The sequence below is a fragment of the Cronobacter turicensis genome, assembly GCF_041222865.1.
GTDB classification, from domain to species: Bacteria; Pseudomonadota; Gammaproteobacteria; order Enterobacterales; family Enterobacteriaceae; genus Cronobacter; species Cronobacter turicensis.
Map to the genome: position 1 here is coordinate 1940742 of NZ_CP165997.1, position 18186 is coordinate 1958927.

At 59.3% G+C, this 18186-nt stretch carries 17 protein-coding genes; 16 read left to right on the forward strand and 1 reads right to left on the reverse strand.

What is annotated here, in order from left to right; genetic code table 11:
• Positions 1-25: 25 nt before the first annotated feature.
• The 13 genes from pspB to AB8W27_RS09390 all read left to right on the forward strand — a co-directional run bounded on the left by pspB (position 26) and on the right by AB8W27_RS09390 (position 12783).
• On the forward strand, positions 26-250 hold the full coding sequence (gene pspB, locus AB8W27_RS09330) for an envelope stress response membrane protein PspB (RefSeq protein WP_007761880.1): 225 nt from the start codon (positions 26-28) through the stop codon (positions 248-250).
• Positions 250-606, forward strand: a complete 357-nt coding sequence (gene pspC, locus AB8W27_RS09335; RefSeq protein WP_041923611.1) for an envelope stress response membrane protein PspC — start codon at positions 250-252, stop codon at positions 604-606. The genes pspB and pspC overlap by 1 nt, the downstream gene beginning before the upstream one ends.
• 44 nt (positions 607-650) lie before the next feature.
• Positions 651-893 (forward strand): phage shock protein PspD, encoded by a 243-nt coding sequence (gene pspD, locus AB8W27_RS09340; protein WP_007761875.1) that lies wholly within the window; start codon positions 651-653, stop codon positions 891-893.
• A 174-nt stretch (positions 894-1067) separates the two neighbouring features.
• Entirely contained in the window at positions 1068-2783 is a 1716-nt protein-coding gene (locus AB8W27_RS09345; protein ID WP_015741427.1) for a sugar phosphorylase, read from the forward strand.
• A gap of 11 nt (positions 2784-2794) precedes the next feature.
• Positions 2795-4087 (forward strand): ABC transporter substrate-binding protein, encoded by a 1293-nt coding sequence (locus AB8W27_RS09350; protein WP_015741426.1) that lies wholly within the window; start codon positions 2795-2797, stop codon positions 4085-4087.
• Positions 4088-4110: 23 nt separating this feature from the next.
• Positions 4111-4992, forward strand: coding sequence for a carbohydrate ABC transporter permease (locus AB8W27_RS09355; RefSeq protein WP_041923610.1), 882 nt, complete (start codon positions 4111-4113; stop codon positions 4990-4992).
• Positions 4979-5821 (forward strand): carbohydrate ABC transporter permease, encoded by an 843-nt coding sequence (locus tag AB8W27_RS09360; RefSeq protein WP_015741424.1) that lies wholly within the window; start codon positions 4979-4981, stop codon positions 5819-5821. Before AB8W27_RS09355 ends, AB8W27_RS09360 begins: the two co-directional genes overlap by 14 nt.
• A gap of 25 nt (positions 5822-5846) precedes the next feature.
• Entirely contained in the window at positions 5847-6896 is a 1050-nt protein-coding gene (locus tag AB8W27_RS09365; RefSeq protein ID WP_015741423.1) for a zinc-binding alcohol dehydrogenase, read from the forward strand.
• Between the two features lie 18 nt (positions 6897-6914).
• The gene (locus AB8W27_RS09370) at positions 6915-7703 is read left to right on the forward strand and encodes a sugar phosphate isomerase/epimerase (protein WP_015741422.1); all 789 of its coding nucleotides are present in this window, start codon (positions 6915-6917) and stop codon (positions 7701-7703) included.
• Between the two features lie 15 nt (positions 7704-7718).
• A complete protein-coding gene (locus AB8W27_RS09375; RefSeq protein WP_015741421.1) occupies positions 7719-8771 on the forward strand; it encodes a Gfo/Idh/MocA family protein in 1053 nt (350 codons plus the stop codon).
• Complete coding sequence (locus AB8W27_RS09380; RefSeq protein ID WP_041923609.1) at positions 8768-11026, forward strand: glycoside hydrolase family 65 protein; 2259 nt, start codon at positions 8768-8770, stop codon at positions 11024-11026. Before AB8W27_RS09375 ends, AB8W27_RS09380 begins: the two co-directional genes overlap by 4 nt.
• On the forward strand, positions 11008-11685 hold the full coding sequence (gene pgmB / locus AB8W27_RS09385; RefSeq protein ID WP_015741419.1) for a beta-phosphoglucomutase: 678 nt from the start codon (positions 11008-11010) through the stop codon (positions 11683-11685). Before AB8W27_RS09380 ends, pgmB begins: the two co-directional genes overlap by 19 nt.
• 15 nt (positions 11686-11700) lie before the next feature.
• The gene (locus tag AB8W27_RS09390) at positions 11701-12783 is read left to right on the forward strand and encodes an ABC transporter ATP-binding protein (protein WP_015741418.1); all 1083 of its coding nucleotides are present in this window, start codon (positions 11701-11703) and stop codon (positions 12781-12783) included.
• 48 nt (positions 12784-12831) lie between these two features.
• On the opposite strand, the gene AB8W27_RS09395 is transcribed toward AB8W27_RS09390, so the two are convergent.
• A complete protein-coding gene (locus AB8W27_RS09395; protein ID WP_041923608.1) occupies positions 12832-13824 on the reverse strand; it encodes a LacI family DNA-binding transcriptional regulator in 993 nt (330 codons plus the stop codon).
• A 160-nt stretch (positions 13825-13984) separates the two neighbouring features.
• Here AB8W27_RS09395 and AB8W27_RS09400 point away from each other — a divergent pair, with 160 nt between their 5' ends.
• From AB8W27_RS09400 to tyrR, 3 genes are all read left to right on the forward strand, one after another.
• On the forward strand, positions 13985-15385 hold the full coding sequence (locus AB8W27_RS09400) for a YcjX family protein (protein ID WP_369833006.1): 1401 nt from the start codon (positions 13985-13987) through the stop codon (positions 15383-15385).
• Entirely contained in the window at positions 15382-16431 is a 1050-nt protein-coding gene (locus tag AB8W27_RS09405) for a YcjF family protein (protein WP_015741415.1), read from the forward strand. The genes AB8W27_RS09400 and AB8W27_RS09405 overlap by 4 nt, the downstream gene beginning before the upstream one ends.
• Before the next feature lie 148 nt (positions 16432-16579).
• Positions 16580-18142, forward strand: a complete 1563-nt coding sequence (gene tyrR / locus AB8W27_RS09410) for a transcriptional regulator TyrR (protein WP_015741414.1) — start codon at positions 16580-16582, stop codon at positions 18140-18142.
• Positions 18143-18186: the final 44 nt, after the last annotated feature.

Here is an 18186-nt window from a genome sequence, read left to right on the forward strand (position 1 = left end):
CAATATCGACCCGTAAGGAGAACCCATGAGTGCACTGTTTCTGGCTATACCGTTAACGCTGTTTGTGCTGTTTGTGTTGCCGGTCTGGCTCTGGCTTCACTACACCAACCGCTCCGGGCGCGATGCGCTGTCTCAGAGCGAACAGCAGCGCCTGGCGCAGTTAAATGACGAGGCGCAGCGTATGCGCGAACGCATCCATGCGCTGGAACAAATTCTCGATGCCGAACACCCGAACTGGAGAAACCAATAATGACGCGTACGTTTAGCGGCAAAAAACTGGGACGCCTTCCCCGCGAAGGGATGGTGAAGGGTGTTTGCGCCGGTATCGCGCACTATCTCAATGTGCCTGTCAAACTGGTGCGTCTGATAACCGTGCTGTCGATGCTTTTCGGGCTGTTCTTTATCACCATCGTCGCCTATATCGTGCTGACATTCGCGCTCGACCCGCTGGATGAAACGCAGGAAGGGGAGGCGGCGCCGACCAGCAGTGAGTTGCTGAATGCGGTCGATGCCGAGCTTGCCGCAGGCGAGCAGCGTTTACGCGCGATGGAGCGTTACGTAACGTCTGACGCCTTCTCGCTGCGCAGCCGTTTCCGCCAGCTATAATGAATTTATCAGGGGGCCGCGCCCCCGGTTATCAAGGAGCCGCCATGAATTCCACCACCCGTTGGCAACGAGTCTCCCGCCGTGCGAAGCCCGGCCTGAAAATCGCCGGCAAACTGGCGTTAATGACCGCGCTGCGTTACGGCCCGGCAGGGTTTGCCGGTTGGGCGGTGAAATCCGTCGCCCGGCGACCGCTTAAAATCGCGCTGGCGTTTGCGCTTGAGCCGCTGTTAAAGCGTCTCGCAAAACGTGTCTCGGCGCGTTATATCACTAAACCCTCCCGTAAATAGCCCGAGCCCCTCGGGCTTTTTTATTTCTGGCATTTTTTGCGCTACTTCACAATTACTCACGATCATTTCCGGAAACCGGGTTTTATTCCTAAAAGCAAACTTTTCGCGCGTTGACACCTCTATTTGTCAGGGGTAGCCTTTCTCCGTGGGACCGCTACCATGGAAATGTTATCAATGGAAAAAATAACAACCGCCGCGATAAATTTCGGCGTTATTAAAAATCTGATTACGCGGATTTATGGCGATGCATTTAATCAGGCGAATTTCAGCACGCTTGAAAAACATATTGTGCAAGCACGCAATGAAATTACCTCGCCCCGTAAAAAAGGATGGGATGAAACGGATGTCGTATTAATTACCTATGCCGATCAGTTCAGCGCGCCGGGTGAAAAACGCCTCGCGACCTTTCAGCGTTTTTTTGAAACCTGGTTAAAACCGCGCTTTTCACATATTCATCTTTTGCCATTCTTTCCCTGGTCATCCGACGACGGGTTTTCCGTGGTGGACTATCACCGCGTCGACCCGCAGTGCGGCGACTGGCGCGATATCGCCAGGCTTAATCAGCACGCGCGGTTGATGTTCGATTTTGTCTGCAACCATATTTCCGCGCAAAGCGAATGGTTTGCGGATTATCTGGCGCAAAAACCGGGTTATGAAGATTTCTTTATCGATGTCGATCCCCGTACCGATTTATCCGCCGTCACCCGGCCGCGGGCGCTGCCGTTATTAACGCCGTTTACCATGCAGAACGGACGCGTGTGCCATCTGTGGACCACCTTTAGCGAAGACCAGATTGACCTTAATTTCGCTAATCCGGTCGTGCTGCTGGCAATGGTGGATGTCCTGCTGCATTACCTGCGCGAAGGAGCGCAATATGTCCGCCTCGATGCCGTCGGGTTTATGTGGAAAACACCCGGAACGAGCTGCATCCATCTGGAAAAAACACACCTGTTAGTGAAGCTGTTTCGCGCTATTGCCGATGTGGTCGCCCCGGGCACCGTGATCATCACCGAAACCAACGTGCCGCATAAAGACAATATCGCGTACCTCGGCAACGGTTTCGATGAAGCGCAGATGGTCTATCAGTTCCCGCTGCCGCCGCTGGTGCTCCACGCTATTCATACTCAGAATGCCCGCACGCTCTGCCAGTGGGCGCAGGGGTTAAGCGAGGCGCGCGTGGGCGATACCACCTGGTTTAATTTCCTGGCCTCGCATGACGGCATCGGGCTTAACCCGCTGCGCGGGATCCTCCCCGAAGCTGATATTTTACGGCTGGTGGACGCTCTCCAGGCCGAAGGCGCGCGCGTTAACTGGAAGAATAACCCGGACGGCACCCGCAGCCCGTATGAAATCAACGTCACCTATATGGATGCGCTCAGCGCGCGACATGACAGCGACGCGACGCGCCTTGCGCGTTTCCTGCTGGCCCACGCGCTGTTATTAACTTTCCCCGGCGTCCCGGCGATTTATATTCAAAGTATTCTCGGCGCGCGTAATGATGAAGAGGGCGTTGCGCGTCTCGGATATAACCGCGCCATTAACCGGCAGAAATATACCGAGGCGGAAATAACGGCGGCGTTACAGACCGAAGGGAATTTACGTCACGACACCTGGAAACAGCTTGGCGATTTAATTACGCGTCGCCGTCAGCACGCCGCGTTTCATCCCGACAGCGCCTTTACCGCCCGCTGTATCAATGATGAAGTGCTGGAGATTATCCGCACCGCGGAAAATGGCGTGTCGGTCGCCGCATTATTTAATCTCAGCGATAAATTGCAAGTTATTTCTTATGACGCGCCTGGCTGTTGTGACTTAATTTCTGGAACGACAATAAATACCGCCTCGCTCACTCTCGCCCCCTGGCAAGCAATGTGGCTTAGTAAAGCCTGAAAGGACTGAATATGCGAAACAATAATATTGTGCTGATTTCAGCACTGGTTGCCTGCGCCCTGATGTCAGGCTGTGACGATAATAAAAAAGAGAATGTCGCCATCGAATTCATGCATTCGTCGGTGGAGCAGGAGCGCCAGGCGGTGATTACCCGGCTTATCGAGCGCTTTGAAAAAGCGAATCCCGGGATCACCGTCAAACAGGTGCCGGTCGAGGAAGATGCCTATAACACCAAAGTCACCACGCTCGCCCGTTCCGGCGCGCTTCCGGAGGTGATTGAAATCAGCCATGACTACGCCAAAGTCATGGACAAAGAGCAGTTGCTCGATCGCGACGCCATCAAAGCCGCGGTGGCGCAGGTGGGAGAGAACCAGTTCTTTGATGGCGTGTTGCGTATCGTGCGTACCGAAGACGGCGCGGCCTGGACCGGCGTGCCCATCAGCGCCTGGCTTGGCGGCGTCTGGTACCGGAAATCGCGTCTGGCGGAGGTGGGCCTCGGCGCGCCGCAGGACTGGCAGTCACTGCTGAATGCCGCGACGCTTCTCAATAAACCGTCCGAGAAAAAATATGGCATCGCGCTGCCGACCGCCGAGAGCGTGATGACGGAGCAGGCGTTTTCACAGTTTGCGCTCTCTAACGGCGCGAACGCCTTTGACGCCAGCGGCAACATTACGCTCAACACGCCCGAAATGCGCGAGGCGCTGGAGTATTACCGCGAACTCGCCGCGCTCTCCATGCCCGGCTCGAACGACGTCATGGAAATCAAAGACGCCTTTATGAACGGCACTGCGCCGATGGCTATCTATTCCACCTACATCCTGCCCGCGGTGTTTAAAGAGGGCGACCCGCAGGATCTCGGGTTTATCGTGCCGACCAAGAAATCATCCGCCGCTTACGGCATGCTGACCTCGCTCACCATTACGGCCGGGCAACGTGAAGAGGAGACGGCGGCGGCGAAGAAATTCGTGGTCTTTATGGAGCAGGCGGAAAACGCCGCCGACTGGGTGCTGATGTCGCCGGGCGCGGCGCTGCCGGTGAACAAGGCGGTGGTGGAAACACAGGTCTATCAACAGAACCCGGTGATTAAAGCGTTTGGCGGTCTGACCCGCGAGCTTATCGCCCAGTTCCCCAACGTCCAGGTTTTCGGCTCGGTCGGCGATAAAAACTTCACTCGCATGGGCGACGTGACGGGATCCGGCGTGATTAACGACATGGTCAACAGCGTTACGGTCGGCGGCAAGTCGCCGGAAGCGGCGCTCGTCAACGGGCAAAAACGCCTCGATGAACTGGTCGCCAGACCGTAAACCCGACGCAGGAAATGGCTCTCATGAAGAAGTTAACTTCAGGTCGTTCTGATATGCCATTCGCCATGCTGCTCCTGGCCCCCAGCCTGCTGTTGCTGGGCGGCCTGGTGGCCTGGCCAATGCTGTCGAATATCGAAATCAGTTTTTTACGCTTACCGCTCAACCCGCGTCTGCCGTCGCAGTTCACCGGGCTTGAGAACTACCTCAAAATCCTCAGCGATCCGGGCTTCTGGCACTCGCTCTGGATGACCTGCTGGTATACGGCGCTGGTGGTGGCGGGCAGTACCGCGCTGGGGCTGGCGGTGGCGATTTTCTTTAACCGCGAATTCCGCTTTCGCAAAACCGCGCGCTCGCTGGTGATCCTCTCCTATGTCACGCCGTCAATTTCGCTGGTGTTCGCGTGGAAATATATGTTCAACAACGGCTACGGCGTCGTGAACTGGGTGGCGGGCGATCTGCTGCATCTCTACGATCAGGCGCCGCTGTGGTTCGACAACCCCGCCAGCAGCTTCGCGCTGGTAGTGCTGTTCGCCGTCTGGCGCTACTTCCCCTACGCCTTTATCTCGTTTCTGGCGATTTTGCAGACTATCGACAAATCGCTCTACGAGGCGGCGGAAATGGACGGCGCCAGCGCCTGGCAGCGGTTTCGCATCGTGACGCTGCCCGCCATTATGCCGGTGCTGGCGACCGTGGTGACGCTGCGCACTATCTGGATGTTCTACATGTTCGCCGACGTTTATCTGCTGACCACTAAAGTCGATATCCTGGGCGTCTATCTCTACAAAACCGCCTTTGCGTTCAATGACCTCGGCAAAGCGGCGGCGATCTCCGTCGTGCTGTTCATCATCATTTTCGCAGTGATCCTGATTACCAGAAAGCGGGTGAATCTCCATGGCAACAAATAAACGTCTTACGCGGCGCGTCGCGTTTTATCTCGGGCTGGCGCTGTTCCTGATTGTGACGCTGTTTCCTTTTTTCGTCATGCTGATGACCTCGTTCAAAAGCCCGAAAGAGGCGATTTCGCTGCATCCGACGCTGTTCCCGCAGCACGGGACGCTCGCGCATTATGTCGACATTTTTAACCCGCTGATCTTTCCGTTCGTCACCTATTTTCGCAACAGCCTGGTGGTATCGGTGGTGTCGTCCGGCGTCGCGGTGTTTATCGGCATTCTCGGGGCCTACGCGCTGTCAAAGCTGCGCTTTAAGGGCCGGATGACCATCAACGCCAGCTTTTACACGGTGTATATGTTCTCCGGCATCCTGCTGGTGGTGCCGCTGTTCAAAATCATCACCGCACTCGGCATCTACGACACGCAGCTCGCCATTATCGTCACCATGGTGACCCAGACGCTGCCCACCGCTGTGTTCATGCTGAAAAGCTACTTCGACACCATTCCGGATGAGATCGAAGAGGCGGCGATGATGGATGGCTTAAACCGACTGCAAATCATCTTTCGCATCACCGTGCCGCTGGCGGTCTCGGGGCTGGTCTCGGTGTTTGTTTACTGCTTTATGGTGGCGTGGAACGACTACCTCTTCGCCTCGATTTTCCTTTCCAGCGCATCGAATTTCACGCTGCCTGTCGGGCTTAACACGCTCTTCAGCACGCCGGACTACATCTGGGGACGCATGATGGCGGCCTCGCTGGTGACGGCGCTGCCGGTGGTCGTGATGTATGCGCTTTCCGAACGTTTCATAAAAAGTGGGTTGACCGACGGCGGCGTGAAGGGCTGACCGGGTCATTTTCAGGGAGAAAGTAATGAAAAAATTAGTAGCTCAGGCGCCGCGCGTGGCCGCGCTGGTGGAGTATCAGGACCGTGCGGTCGCGGAGAACGAAGTGAAAATCCGCGTCCGCTACGGCGCGCCGAAACATGGCACTGAAGTGGTGGATTTTCGCGCGGCGAGTCCGTTCATCGATGAAGAATTTTCCAGCGAATGGCAGCTCTTTACGCCGCGTCCTGAAGGCGCGCCGCGCGGGATTGAGTTCGGCAAATTCCAGCTCGGCAATATGGTGGTGGGCGAGATTATCGAGCGCGGCGCAAGCGTCACCGGCTATGCCGTGGGCGATACGGTGTGCACCTATGGTCCGCTGATGGAAACCGTCATCGTCAACGCCGTGGATAACTATAAGCTTCGCAAAATGCCGCAGGGCGGAAGCTGGAAAAACGCCGTCTGCTACGACCCGGCGCAGTTCGCCATGAGCGGCGTGCGCGATGGCAACGTGCGCGTCGGCGATTTCGTGGTGGTGGTGGGCCTTGGCGCTATCGGGCAGATCGCCGTGCAGCTGGCGAAAAAAGCGGGCGCGTCGGTGGTCATCGGCGTCGATCCTATCGAACACCGCTGCGCCATCGCGCGCCGTCACGGCGCGGACTACACCTTTAACCCGATTGGCGCGGACATCGGGCTGGAAATTAAAAAGCTCACCGGCAAACAGGGCGCTGACGTCATTATCGAAACCAGCGGCAACGCCGACGCGCTCCAGGCTGCGCTGCGCGGTATCGCCTACGGCGGCACTATCTCGTATGTGGCATTTGCCAAGCCATTCACCAGCCTTAACTTCGGGCGCGAAGCGCACTTTAACAACGCGAAAATTGTCTTCTCCCGCGCGTGCAGCGAGCCGAACCCGGACTACCCGCGCTGGAGCCGCAAGCGTATCGAAGAGACCTGCTGGACGCTCCTGATGAACGGCTATCTCAACTGCGAGGATCTGATTGACCCGGTGGTGCCTTTCGCGCAGAGCGCGGAGAGCTACATGAAGTATGTCGATAAGCACCCGGAACTGAGCATCAAAATGGGCGTCACTTTTTAATTCATGGATGAAACACATATGAAAATCGCAACGCAAAATCAGGCTTTTTTCCCGGAAAATATTCTGGAGAAATTCCGTTACATCAAAGCGATGGGCTTTGATGGCTATGAGATAGACGGCAAGCTGCTGGTGGATAACCTCGCGGAGGTCAAAGCCGCTATTCAGGAGACCGGCCTGCCGGTGACGACCGCCTGCGGCGGCTACGACGGCTGGGTTGGCGACTTTATCGAAGAACGCCGCCTGAACGGGCTTTCACAGATCACCCGTATTCTGGAGGCGCTGGCGGAGGTGGGCGGCAAAGGGATTGTCGTGCCTGCCGCCTGGGGTATGTTCACTTTCCGCCTGCCGCCGATGAAATCGCCGCGCAGCCTCGCGGGCGACAGAAAAGCGGTCAGCGACTCGCTGCGCTATCTCGACGAGGTGGCGGCGCGCACCGGCACCACCGTCTTCCTTGAGCCGCTTAACCGCTATCAGGATCACATGATCAACACGCTCGCCGACGCGCGGCGCTATATCGTCGAGGGCGGTCTGAAGCACGTCAAAATCATCGGCGATTTTTATCACATGAATATCGAGGAAGATAACCTGTGCAGCGCCTTCCACGATAACCGCGATCTCCTGGGGCACGTTCACATCGCGGACAATCACCGCTATCAGCCAGGCAGCGGGGCTATCGATTTCCACGCTGCGTTCGACCAACTGCGCGCTGACGGCTACGACGGTTATATCGTCTATGAGTGCCGTATCCGGGCGGACGACCCGGCGCTGGCCTACCGGCAGTCGCTCGATTTCCTGCGTCAGTGCTAAGAGGCGGCGTGCGAAATGAGTGCTCATCAAGCCTCGCCCCTGAAGGTCGCCATTATCGGCGCCGGTCAGGTGGCGGATAAAGTTCATGCCTCGTTTTACCGCACGCGCGAAGAGGTGCAACTGGTGGCTGTCTGTGACAGCCGCCCTGAACAGGCGCAGGCGTTCGCAGAACGCCACGCCATCAGGCACGTTTTCGCGGATGTCGCCACGCTGCTGTCTGAGGTGCGTCCCGATATCGTCAGCGTCTGCTCGCCAAACCGCTTTCATCATGAGCATGTGATGCAGGCGCTGGCGGCGGGCTGTCACGTGATGTGCGAAAAGCCGCCCGCCATGACGCCCGAACAGGCCGATGACATGCAGCAGGCGGCACGGCGCGCCGGCACCGTGCTGGCCTACGATTTCCACCACCGCTTCGCGCGCGATACCCAACTGCTGCGCGAGCAGGTGGCGCTCGGCACGCTCGGCGACGTGTATGTCACCAATGCGCGGGCGCTGCGGCGCTGCGGCGTGCCAGGCTGGGGCGTGTTTACTAATAAAGCGCTACAGGGCGGCGGGCCGCTTATCGACATCGGCATTCATATGCTCGACGCCGCGCTGTTCGTACTCGGGTTTCCGCAGGTATCGCGCGTCACTGCGCACACGTTCCAGAAGCTCGGCACGACCAAAAGCAGCGGTCAGTTTGGCCGCTGGGATCCGCAACAGTACACGGTAGAGGACGCGCTGTTCGCCACGCTGGAATTTACCGGCGGCAACATCCTGCGGCTTGAAACTTCGTTTGCGCTCAACATCGCGCCGCAGTCGCTGATGAACGTCGAGTTCTGCGGCGATAAAGCCGGCGCCACGCTCTTTCCGGCGCATATCTACCAGGATTGCGACGGCGAACTGCTGACGCTGATGCAGCGTGAAAAAGCCGACGAGCAGCGCCACCAGCGCAGCATGGAGGCGTTTCTCGACCGCGTGCAGGGCAAACCCGCGCCGGTTGCCGACGGCGACCAGGGCTGGCAGATCCAGCGGCTGGTGGCGGCCATCTATCAGGCGGCAGAAACAGGGAAGTGTGTCGAGCTATGAATCCGTTAACCACGCTGGTCGAAGCGCGCTTCGATCCGCATTACCACAATAAATACGCCACGCTGATGGCCGCCGGCAACGGCGCGCTGGGCGTGCGCGCTACCCATGAAGAGGCCTACGCCACCCAGACGCGCGGCATGTTTTTCGCCGGGCTATACCACCGGGCAGGCGAAGGCGAAACCACGGAGCTGGTCAATCTGCCGGATCTGGTCGGGATGGACATCGAGCTTAACGGCGAGATTTTCAGCCTGCTGGGCGGCGAGATCCTGCGCTATCGCCGCGAGCTGTGCTTTGCAAGCGGCGAGCTGGCGCGCATCGTCGAGTGGCGTTCAGCGCAGGGACAGCGTTTTACGATCGCAAGCACGCGTTTTGTCTCGGCGGCGCGGCGCGGACTGTTCTGCCTGCGGCTCGCGATCACCGCGCACGACGGCGCGGCCACGGTGCGAGTGGCGACCGGCATCGACGCCACGCAGACCAACAGTGGGCGTCAGCACCTGGCGGAGCGCGAACTGCGCGTGTTTGACAACTGTTATCTCCAGGGGCGCTATCGCACGCTGGATAACGCCTCGGACGTAACGCTGGGCTGCGCCTGCCGGGTGAGCCCTCAGGCGCAGGTCAGTTTTTCGGCCAAAAACCGTCGCCTGTTGCAGCACAGCCAGCAGACGCTCGCGACAGGCGAATGCTTCACGCTGGAAAAATGCGCCTGGGTCAGCGCGTCGCCCGACGCGCCGGATGACGGCGCGGCCAGCGTGGCGCTGAGGGCGCTGCGTGAATGCGCAACCGTGGGTTATGACGCGCTGCTGGCGGAGTCTTCAGAGGCCCGTCGCGTCTGGTGGCGCCACGCGCGCGTCGAAGTCGACAGTGAAAACGAGGCGGATCAACAGGCGCTCGATTTCGCGCTGTATCACCTGCACGCCATGACGCCGCGCCACGACGAGCGCAGCAGCATCGCGGCCAAAGGACTGACAGGAGAAGGCTACAAAGGGCATGTTTTCTGGGATACGGAAGTGTTCCTGCTGCCGTTTCATCTGCATACCGCGCCGTCGGTCGCGCGTCAGCTTCTGCGTTACCGCTGGCTGAATCTCACTGGTGCGAAGCGCAAAGCCGCGCGCGGCGGCTGGCAGGGGGCGCTGTTCCCGTGGGAGAGCGCGCGCAGCGGCGAGGAAGAGACGCCGGAATTCGCGGCGATCAACATTCGCACCGGGCAGCGCCAGAAGGTGGCGTCTGCGCTTGCTGAGCATCATCTGGTGGCGGATATCGCCTGGGCGGTGGCGACATACTGGCAGGCGACGGGCGACGACGCCTTTATGGCGAAAGAAGGCCGCGCACTGCTGGAAGACACCGCGCGTTTCTGGCTGAGCCGCGCGCAGGACGTTAACGGGCGGCTGGAGCTGCACGATGTGATTGGCCCTGACGAATACACCGAGCACATTAATAACAACGCTTACACCAGTTATCTGGCGCACTACAACGTCGCGCTGGCGCGGGAGAATCATCGACGACTCGGCGTGCCGGACGACGCCTTTACCGCGCAGTGCGAAGACTTCCTTGCGCGGCTGTATCTGCCCGTCGCGCGTGCCGATGGCGTGATCCCGCAGGACGACACGTTCTTCAGTAAGCCGACGATCGATCTCACGCGCTACCGCGCAAGCGCGGGCAGCCAGTCGGTGCTGCTTGATTACTCGCGGGCGGAAGTCAACGAGATGCAGATCCTCAAGCAGGCGGATGTCGTGATGTTGCTCTACATGCTGCCGTGGCGGTTCGATAACGCGACCGCGGCCGCGAATCTTGACTACTACGAGCCGCGCACCATTCATGACTCGTCGCTCAGTAAAGCCATTCACGGCATCGTGGCGGCCCGCTGTGGGCGACGCGATGAGGCGTATCGCTTCTGGCGCGCGGGTTGCGACATCGATCTCGGCGACGCGCCGCACAGCAGCGACGACGGTATTCATGCGGCGGCGACGGGCGCTATCTGGCTCGGCGCGGTGCAGGGGTTTGCCGGCATCAGCGTGAAAGCGGGGGAACTTCACGTGACGCCGTCACTGCCACAGCAATGGCGGCGGCTGGCGTTTCCCTTCTGCTGGCAAGGGCGACAGCTCCATCTGGTGATAACCCACGATGCGCTGACGGTCAGAAGCGATGGCGCGGTGAGGCTGTTTATCAACGACACAGCGGTGGACGTGGAAGGCGAGCGGACATTCTGTCTGTCTGCGGATGTATGCAAGGAGGCGACATGCAACCGGATGCAGTGATTTTCGATCTCGACGGCGTTATTACCGATACCGCTCATCTGCATTTTGTGGCCTGGCGCGAGGTGGCGGCGCAGACAGGCATTGCCATCGACGAGCAGTTTAACCAGCAGCTTAAGGGCATCAGCCGGATGGGCTCGCTGGAGCGCATTCTCGCCTGGGGCGGTAAAACCGGAGCATTTAGCGAGGCGGAAAAAGCGGCGCTCGCGGCGCGAAAAAACGCGCTTTACGTCGAATCGTTACGCACGCTGACGCCGCAGTCGGTCTTACCGGGCATCGCGTCGCTGCTGGCGTCGCTTCGCGAGCGGGGCATCCGTATCGGGCTGGCGTCGGTGTCGCTCAATGCGCCAGCGATTTTGCAGGCGCTGGGGCTTGCCGGTGAGTTCGACTTCTGCGCCGATGCCGCCCGTCTTACGCACTCCAAGCCCGACCCGGAGATTTTCCTCGCCGCCTGCGCGGGCCTGGGCGTGGCGCCCGCGCGTTGTATCGGGGTGGAGGATGCCCAGGCGGGCATTGACGCTATCAACGCCTGCGGCATGACGGCCGTGGGCATTGGCGAAGGGCTTTGCGGCGCGCCGTTACGGCTGGATAACACCGCACAGCTCACCTGGCCGCGGCTGCACGCGCTCTGGAATCAACAACGGCACGCTACGGCGCGCTGACAATAAGGACAGGTTATGGCTCAACTCTCTTTACAACACATTCAGAAGATTTATGACAACCAGGTTCATGTCGTCAAAGACTTCAATCTGGAGATCGCCGATAAAGAGTTTATTGTTTTCGTCGGGCCGTCAGGCTGCGGCAAATCCACCACGCTGCGCATGATCGCGGGGCTGGAGGCCATCAGCGGCGGCGATCTGCTGATTGACGGCGTGCGTATGAACGACGTGCCCGCCAAAGCGCGCAATATCGCGATGGTGTTTCAGAACTACGCGCTGTATCCGCATATGACGGTCTATGACAACATGGCGTTCGGGCTGAAAATGCAGAAAGTAGCGCCGGACGTTATCGAAGAGCGCGTCGCCTGGGCGGCGCAGATCCTCGGGCTTAAAGAGTACCTGAAGCGCAAACCGGGCGCGCTTTCCGGCGGCCAGCGCCAGCGCGTGGCGCTGGGGCGTGCGATTGTCCGCGAGGCGGGCGTATTCCTGATGGATGAGCCGCTCTCGAATCTCGACGCTAAACTGCGCGTTCAGATGCGTGCGGAAATTAGCAAGCTGCACCAGAAGCTTAACACCACCATGATCTACGTGACCCACGATCAGACCGAAGCGATGACGATGGCGACGCGGATTGTCATTATGAAAGACGGTATCGTGCAACAGGTCGGCGCGCCGAAAGAGGTCTATAACCATCCGGCGAATATGTTTGTGGCTGGTTTTATCGGCTCGCCCGCGATGAATTTTATTCGCGGGGCGCTCGACGGTGAGTATTTCGTAACGGAAACGCTGAAACTGCCGCTGCCAGCGGATAAACTCGCGCGGCTTAATGACAGCGGCTATCAGCGTAAAGCCGTGGTATTAGGCATTCGCCCCGAGGATATTTTCCCCGGCGCCACTGGCGAAGAAACTACTGAAGCGAAAATTACCGTCGCGGAATTAACCGGCGCGGAATTTATGCTTTATGCCACCGTGGGCGGACATGAAATGGTGGTGCGCGCAGGCGCGGATAAACATTATCAGGCCGAACAGCGTATTCAGCTGGCTTTCGATATGAATAAATGCCACGTTTTCGACAGCGAAACGGAAAGCGCGATAGTCTGAGTGTTATATCGATGAGAATAAGCTCCGTGTCAGGCGGAGCTTATTTTTTTAAATAATCGTAGTGGGAATTAATGTGCGGGCTGGAATCGGCTCACCGTTGATGCGGGCGAAAAGCAGCGCGCTGCTGACATCGCCTAATTGCCGGGTGGGAACGTTAATACCACCGGGCGGCGGGGCGAGCAGGAAAGAGAGCGTTTCGTTGCTGTAGCCGACGACCGTGAGCGCATCCGGGATTGCAATGCCGCGCTCGGCGGCGGCACGGTAAATGCTCATCAGTTTCAGGCTGTCGGTGGCGAAAACCGCATCGGGCGGTTCGGGCAGCGCCAGCAGGCGGCGCGCCGCGTCGAGCGCGCGCTCCTGGGTGTAGCCGCCGTCCACCGTCAACGCGGCCTCATTAGCCCATTGATGCTTCGCGAGGCTTGCGCGAAACCCGGCCAGTCGGTCCACAGACACATGATAATCCAGCGGCGCGTGCAGGCAGGCGATGCGCTGGCAACCTCTCTCGATAAGCGTATCGGTCAGCGCGATGCTGTCGTGATAATTATCAGTATCGACCGATGCAATATGCTGATAATTCCCCGCGACGTTACCTATGACCACAACCGGAATAGCGCATTCATCAAGCTTTGCGAAAAAGGTTTCGTCCGCTGGCGCGCTCAGCATAATAATGCCTTTAATCATCTTCTGATGAATGCGCGTCAGGCATTTCTGTAAGTCATCTTCGCTGTTACGTGACGTCTGGAGAATAACGTCAAAACCTGTTTCTTCCGCACGCGCCATTATCGCGTGCAGCACTTCAGAGAAAAAAGGATTACCGGCCGTGGTTTTCGTCGAGCGCGTGGATATCACCATAATCGCGTCGAAACCGGAAGAGGTTAGCGCGCGCGCCATTTTATTGGGCTGATAATGTAATTCTTCTATGGCTTTTAAAACCCGCTCGCGCGCCGCGTCGGAAATATTGGTCTGATTATTCAGCACGCGCGACACCGTTGATTTGGACACTTTCGCCACGCGGGCAATATCGTAAATGGTTGGGGACATTCCCGTGCTCCACCACATCGCTTCGACAAAATTATCTTACTGAAGCCCCGACGTACTGTCTATGCGCCACATTTTTGTAAATCGGCGTCAGCGGCGCTTGAATCGCCGCGTTCGGGCCTTACTGTTATCATCAGAGGATATAAACGCATCGGGCAGGGATATGATTAAACAACTTCAGAGTGAAATGCAGGCGCTGATGAATCGCAGCGTCGACAGGCATTTGCGCCTCGCCGTAACCGGGCTTAGCCGCAGCGGGAAAACCGCGTTTATCACCGCGCTGGTGAATCAACTGCTTTCCGTCAACAGCGGGGCGCGGCTGCCGCTCTTTTCGCCGGTACGCGAAGAACGCCTGCTCGGCGTGCGTCGCGTGCCGCAGCAGGATATGGGCGTGGCGCGCTTTACCTATGACGAAGGGCTGGCGCAGCTTTACGGCACGCCGCCTGCCTGGCCGACCCCCACGCGCGGCGTGAGCGAAATCCGCCTCGCGCTGCGCTACCGTTCGCGCGAATCACTGCTGCGTCACTTTAAAGATACGTCCACGCTGTATCTCGATATCGTCGATTACCCCGGTGAGTGGCTGCTTGATCTGCCCATGCTGGCGCAGGACTACCTGAGCTGGTCGCGCCAGATGACCGGCCTGTTGCAGGGCGACAGGGCGGTCTGGGCGCAGCGCTGGCGCAGCCTGTGCGAAGGGCTCGATCCGCTGGCGCCGGGCGATGAAAAACGGCTGGCGGAGATAGCGGAGGCCTGGACTGACTACCTGATGCAGTGCAAACGCGAAGGACTGCACTTCATCCAGCCAGGGCGTTTTGTACTGCCGGGCGATCTGGCGGGCGCGCCGGTGTTGCAGTTCTTCCCGTGGCCCGGCGTCGATGATGTGGGCGAGACAAAACTCGCGCAGGCGGGCAAACAGACCAATATCGGGATGCTGCGCGAGCGCTACCACTACTACTGCGAAAAGGTCGTGAAAGGCTTTTATCGGGAGCACTTTGTGCGTTTCGATCGTCAGATTGTGCTGGTGGACTGCCTCCAGCCGCTCAACAGCGGGCCGCAGGCGTTTAACGATATGCGTCTGGCGCTGACGCAGCTGATGCAAAGCTTTCATTACGGCCAGCGCACGCTGTTCCGGCGTCTCTTTTCGCCGGTAATCGACAAACTGCTTTTTGCCGCCACTAAAGCGGATCACGTGACCCACGATCAGCATGCGAATCTGGTGTCGCTGCTCTCGCAACTGGTGCAGGAGGCGTGGCAGAACGCCGCCTTTGAAGGCATCGAGATGGACTGTATGGGCATCGCCTCAATACAGGCGACGGAAAGCGGCATGGTGGAGAGCCACGGCGAAAGCGTGCCGGCGCTGCGCGGCAATCGCTTAAGCGACGGCGTGCCCCTGACTATCTACCCCGGCGATGTACCGGCGCGGCTGCCGGGCAGCGCATTCTGGGAGCAGCAGGGTTTTCAGTTTGAGGCGTTTCGCCCGCGCGTCATGGACGTTGACCGACCGCTGCCGCATATCCGCCTGGACGCGGTGCTGGAATTTTTAACAGGAGATAAGCTGCGATGAGCGACATTAAACCGCGCCGCGAATTTGATGAGCCGTTGCGCCCGGAAGAGGGCCCGGCGTTACGCGCCACGCAGGCGTTTGACAAGGCGCAGGCGTTTATACCGGTCACAGAAGAAGAGGCGCTGACTGCCGATGCGCCCGAGCGTGTGGTGGAAAATGCGCTGAAACCCCGGCGCAGCCTCTGGCGGCGGATGGTCGTCGCCGGGCTTGGCCTGTTTGGTGTGAGCGTCGTGGCGCAGGGCGTCCAGTGGGCGGCTAATGCCTGGTACATGCGCGACTGGATAGCGCTCGGCGGCTGCGTTGCCGGTGGGCTGATTGTGGCGGCGGGCGTCGGAGCGCTCGCGAGCGAATGGCGACGACTGTATCGCTTGCGCGAACGGGCCGAGGAGCGCGACGAGGCGCGCGAACTGCTGGCGAGCCACGGGAGCGGCAAGGCGCGCGCGTTTTGCGAAAAACTGGCAAGCCAGGCGGGGCTCACGCAGGGGCATCCGGCGCTGGCGCGCTGGCATGCCGCCATTCATGAAACTCACAGCGATCGTGAAGTGGTAACGCTCTACGCGCATATCGTCCAGCCGGTGCTGGATCTCCAGGCCCGCCGCGCCATCAGCCGCTCGGCGGCGGAATCGACGCTGATGATTGCGGTGAGCCCGCTGGCGCTGGTGGATATGGCGTTTATCGCCTGGCGCAACCTGCGCCTGGTCAACCGCATCGCGACTGTCTACGGCATCGAGCTTGGCTATTACAGCCGCATTCGGCTGTTCCGGCTGGTGTTGCTCAATATGGCCTTTGCCGGCGCGAGCGAGATGGTGCGCGAAGTCGGGCTTGACTGGATGTCACAGGATCTTGCCGCGCGCGTCTCCGCCCGTGTGGCGCAGGGGCTGGGCGCGGGGCTGCTGACCGCGCGCCTTGGCGTGAAGGCGATGGAATTGTGCCGCCCGCTGCCCTGGACCGACGATGATAAGCCGCGCCTCGGCGATTTTCGCCGCCAGCTTCTGAGTGAAGTCAAAGCCACGCTGCAAAAACAGAAGCGCGACCGCGACGACTGACCGCAACGGCGTTATGCCTGCTCAGGTTTACAGCATGACGCCGCTTTTTCCCGCACTCTGTCAATTTTTGTTGACAGACCACTCCCCCGGCTGCGGCAACTGAAGTATTATCTCGCCATTCGTTGGCTCAATGCGTGAAGGTGCTGCCATGCGTCTTGAAGTGTTTTGTGAAGACCGCCTCGGTCTGACCCGTGAGTTGCTCGATCTCTTGGTGCTGCGCAGTATCGATTTACGCGGTATCGAAATCGACCCCATCGGGCGAATTTATCTCAATTTTTCCACGCTGGAATTTAACGCCTTCAGCACCCTGATGGCGGAAATCCGCCGTATTCCCGGCGTTACCGACGTGCGCACGGTGCCGTGGATGCCGTCCGAACGCGAGCATCGTTCGCTGAGCGCCTTGCTGGAAGCGCTGCCGGAGCCGGTGTTTTCGGTGGATATGAAAAGCAAAATTGAACTTGCCAACCCGGCGAGTTGCGCGCTGTTCGGCCAGAATGAAGCGCGCTTGCGCAACCATAACGCCGCAAGCCTTATCAGTGGTTTTAATTTCCAGCGCTGGCTGGAGAGCAGCCCGGTGGAATCGCACACCGAACACGTGGTGATTAACGGCCAGGATTTTGTGCTGGAAATTACGCCGGTGCATCTGGAAGAAGAGAGCGGCGCCAGCGTCCTGACCGGCGCGGTCGCGATGCTGCGCTCCACGGTGCGCATGGGCCGCCAGCTTCAGAACCTGACCAGTCTCGATCTGCACGCCTTCAGCCATATCATCGCGGTCAGCCCGCGCATGAAACAGGTGGTGGATCAGGCGCGCAAACTGGCGATGCTGAATGCGCCGCTGCTGATCACCGGGGATACCGGTACCGGTAAAGATCTGCTGGCCCACGCCTGTCATCTGGCAAGCCCGCGCGCCGATAAGCCCTATCTGGCGCTCAACTGCGCGTCGATTCCGGAAGATGTGGTGGAAAGCGAGCTGTTTGGCCACGCGCCGGGCGCTTACGCCAACGCCCATGAAGGTAAAAAAGGGTTCTTCGAGCAGGCCAATGGCGGCTCGGTGCTGCTGGATGAAATCGGCGAAATGTCGCCGCGCATGCAGGCTAAACTGCTGCGCTTTCTCAATGACGGCACGTTCCGTCGGGTCGGCGAAGAGCATGAGGTGCATGTCGATGTGCGCGTCATCTGCGCGACGCAGAAAAACCTCGTTGAGCTGGTGCAAAAAGGCGCATTTCGCGAAGATCTCTATTACCGGCTTAACGTACTGACGCTGAACCTGCCGCCGCTGCGCGACCGTCCGCAGGACATCATGCCGCTGACCGAAATGTTCGTGGCGCGCTTCGCCGATGAACAGGGCGTGCCGCGCCCGAAACTCGCCAGCGATCTCGGCCAGGTGTTGATCCGCTACGGCTGGCCGGGCAATGTGCGCCAGCTGAAAAACGCGGTCTACCGCGCGCTGACTCAGCTCGAAGGCTATGAGCTGCGCCCGCAGGATATCCTGCTGCCGGATTTCGACGCCGCCGCGCTGCCGGTGGGCGAAGAGGCGATGGAAGGCTCGCTCGACGATATCACCCGCCGCTTCGAACGTTCAGTGTTGACCCAGCTTTATCGCAGTTATCCGAGTACCCGTAAGCTCGCGAAACGGCTGGGCGTCTCGCATACCGCCATCGCCAATAAGCTTCGCGAATATGGCTTGAGCCAGCGCAAGGGCGAAGAGTAACGCCGCAAACAAAAAAGCCTCCGCATGCGGAGGCTTTCTTTTAA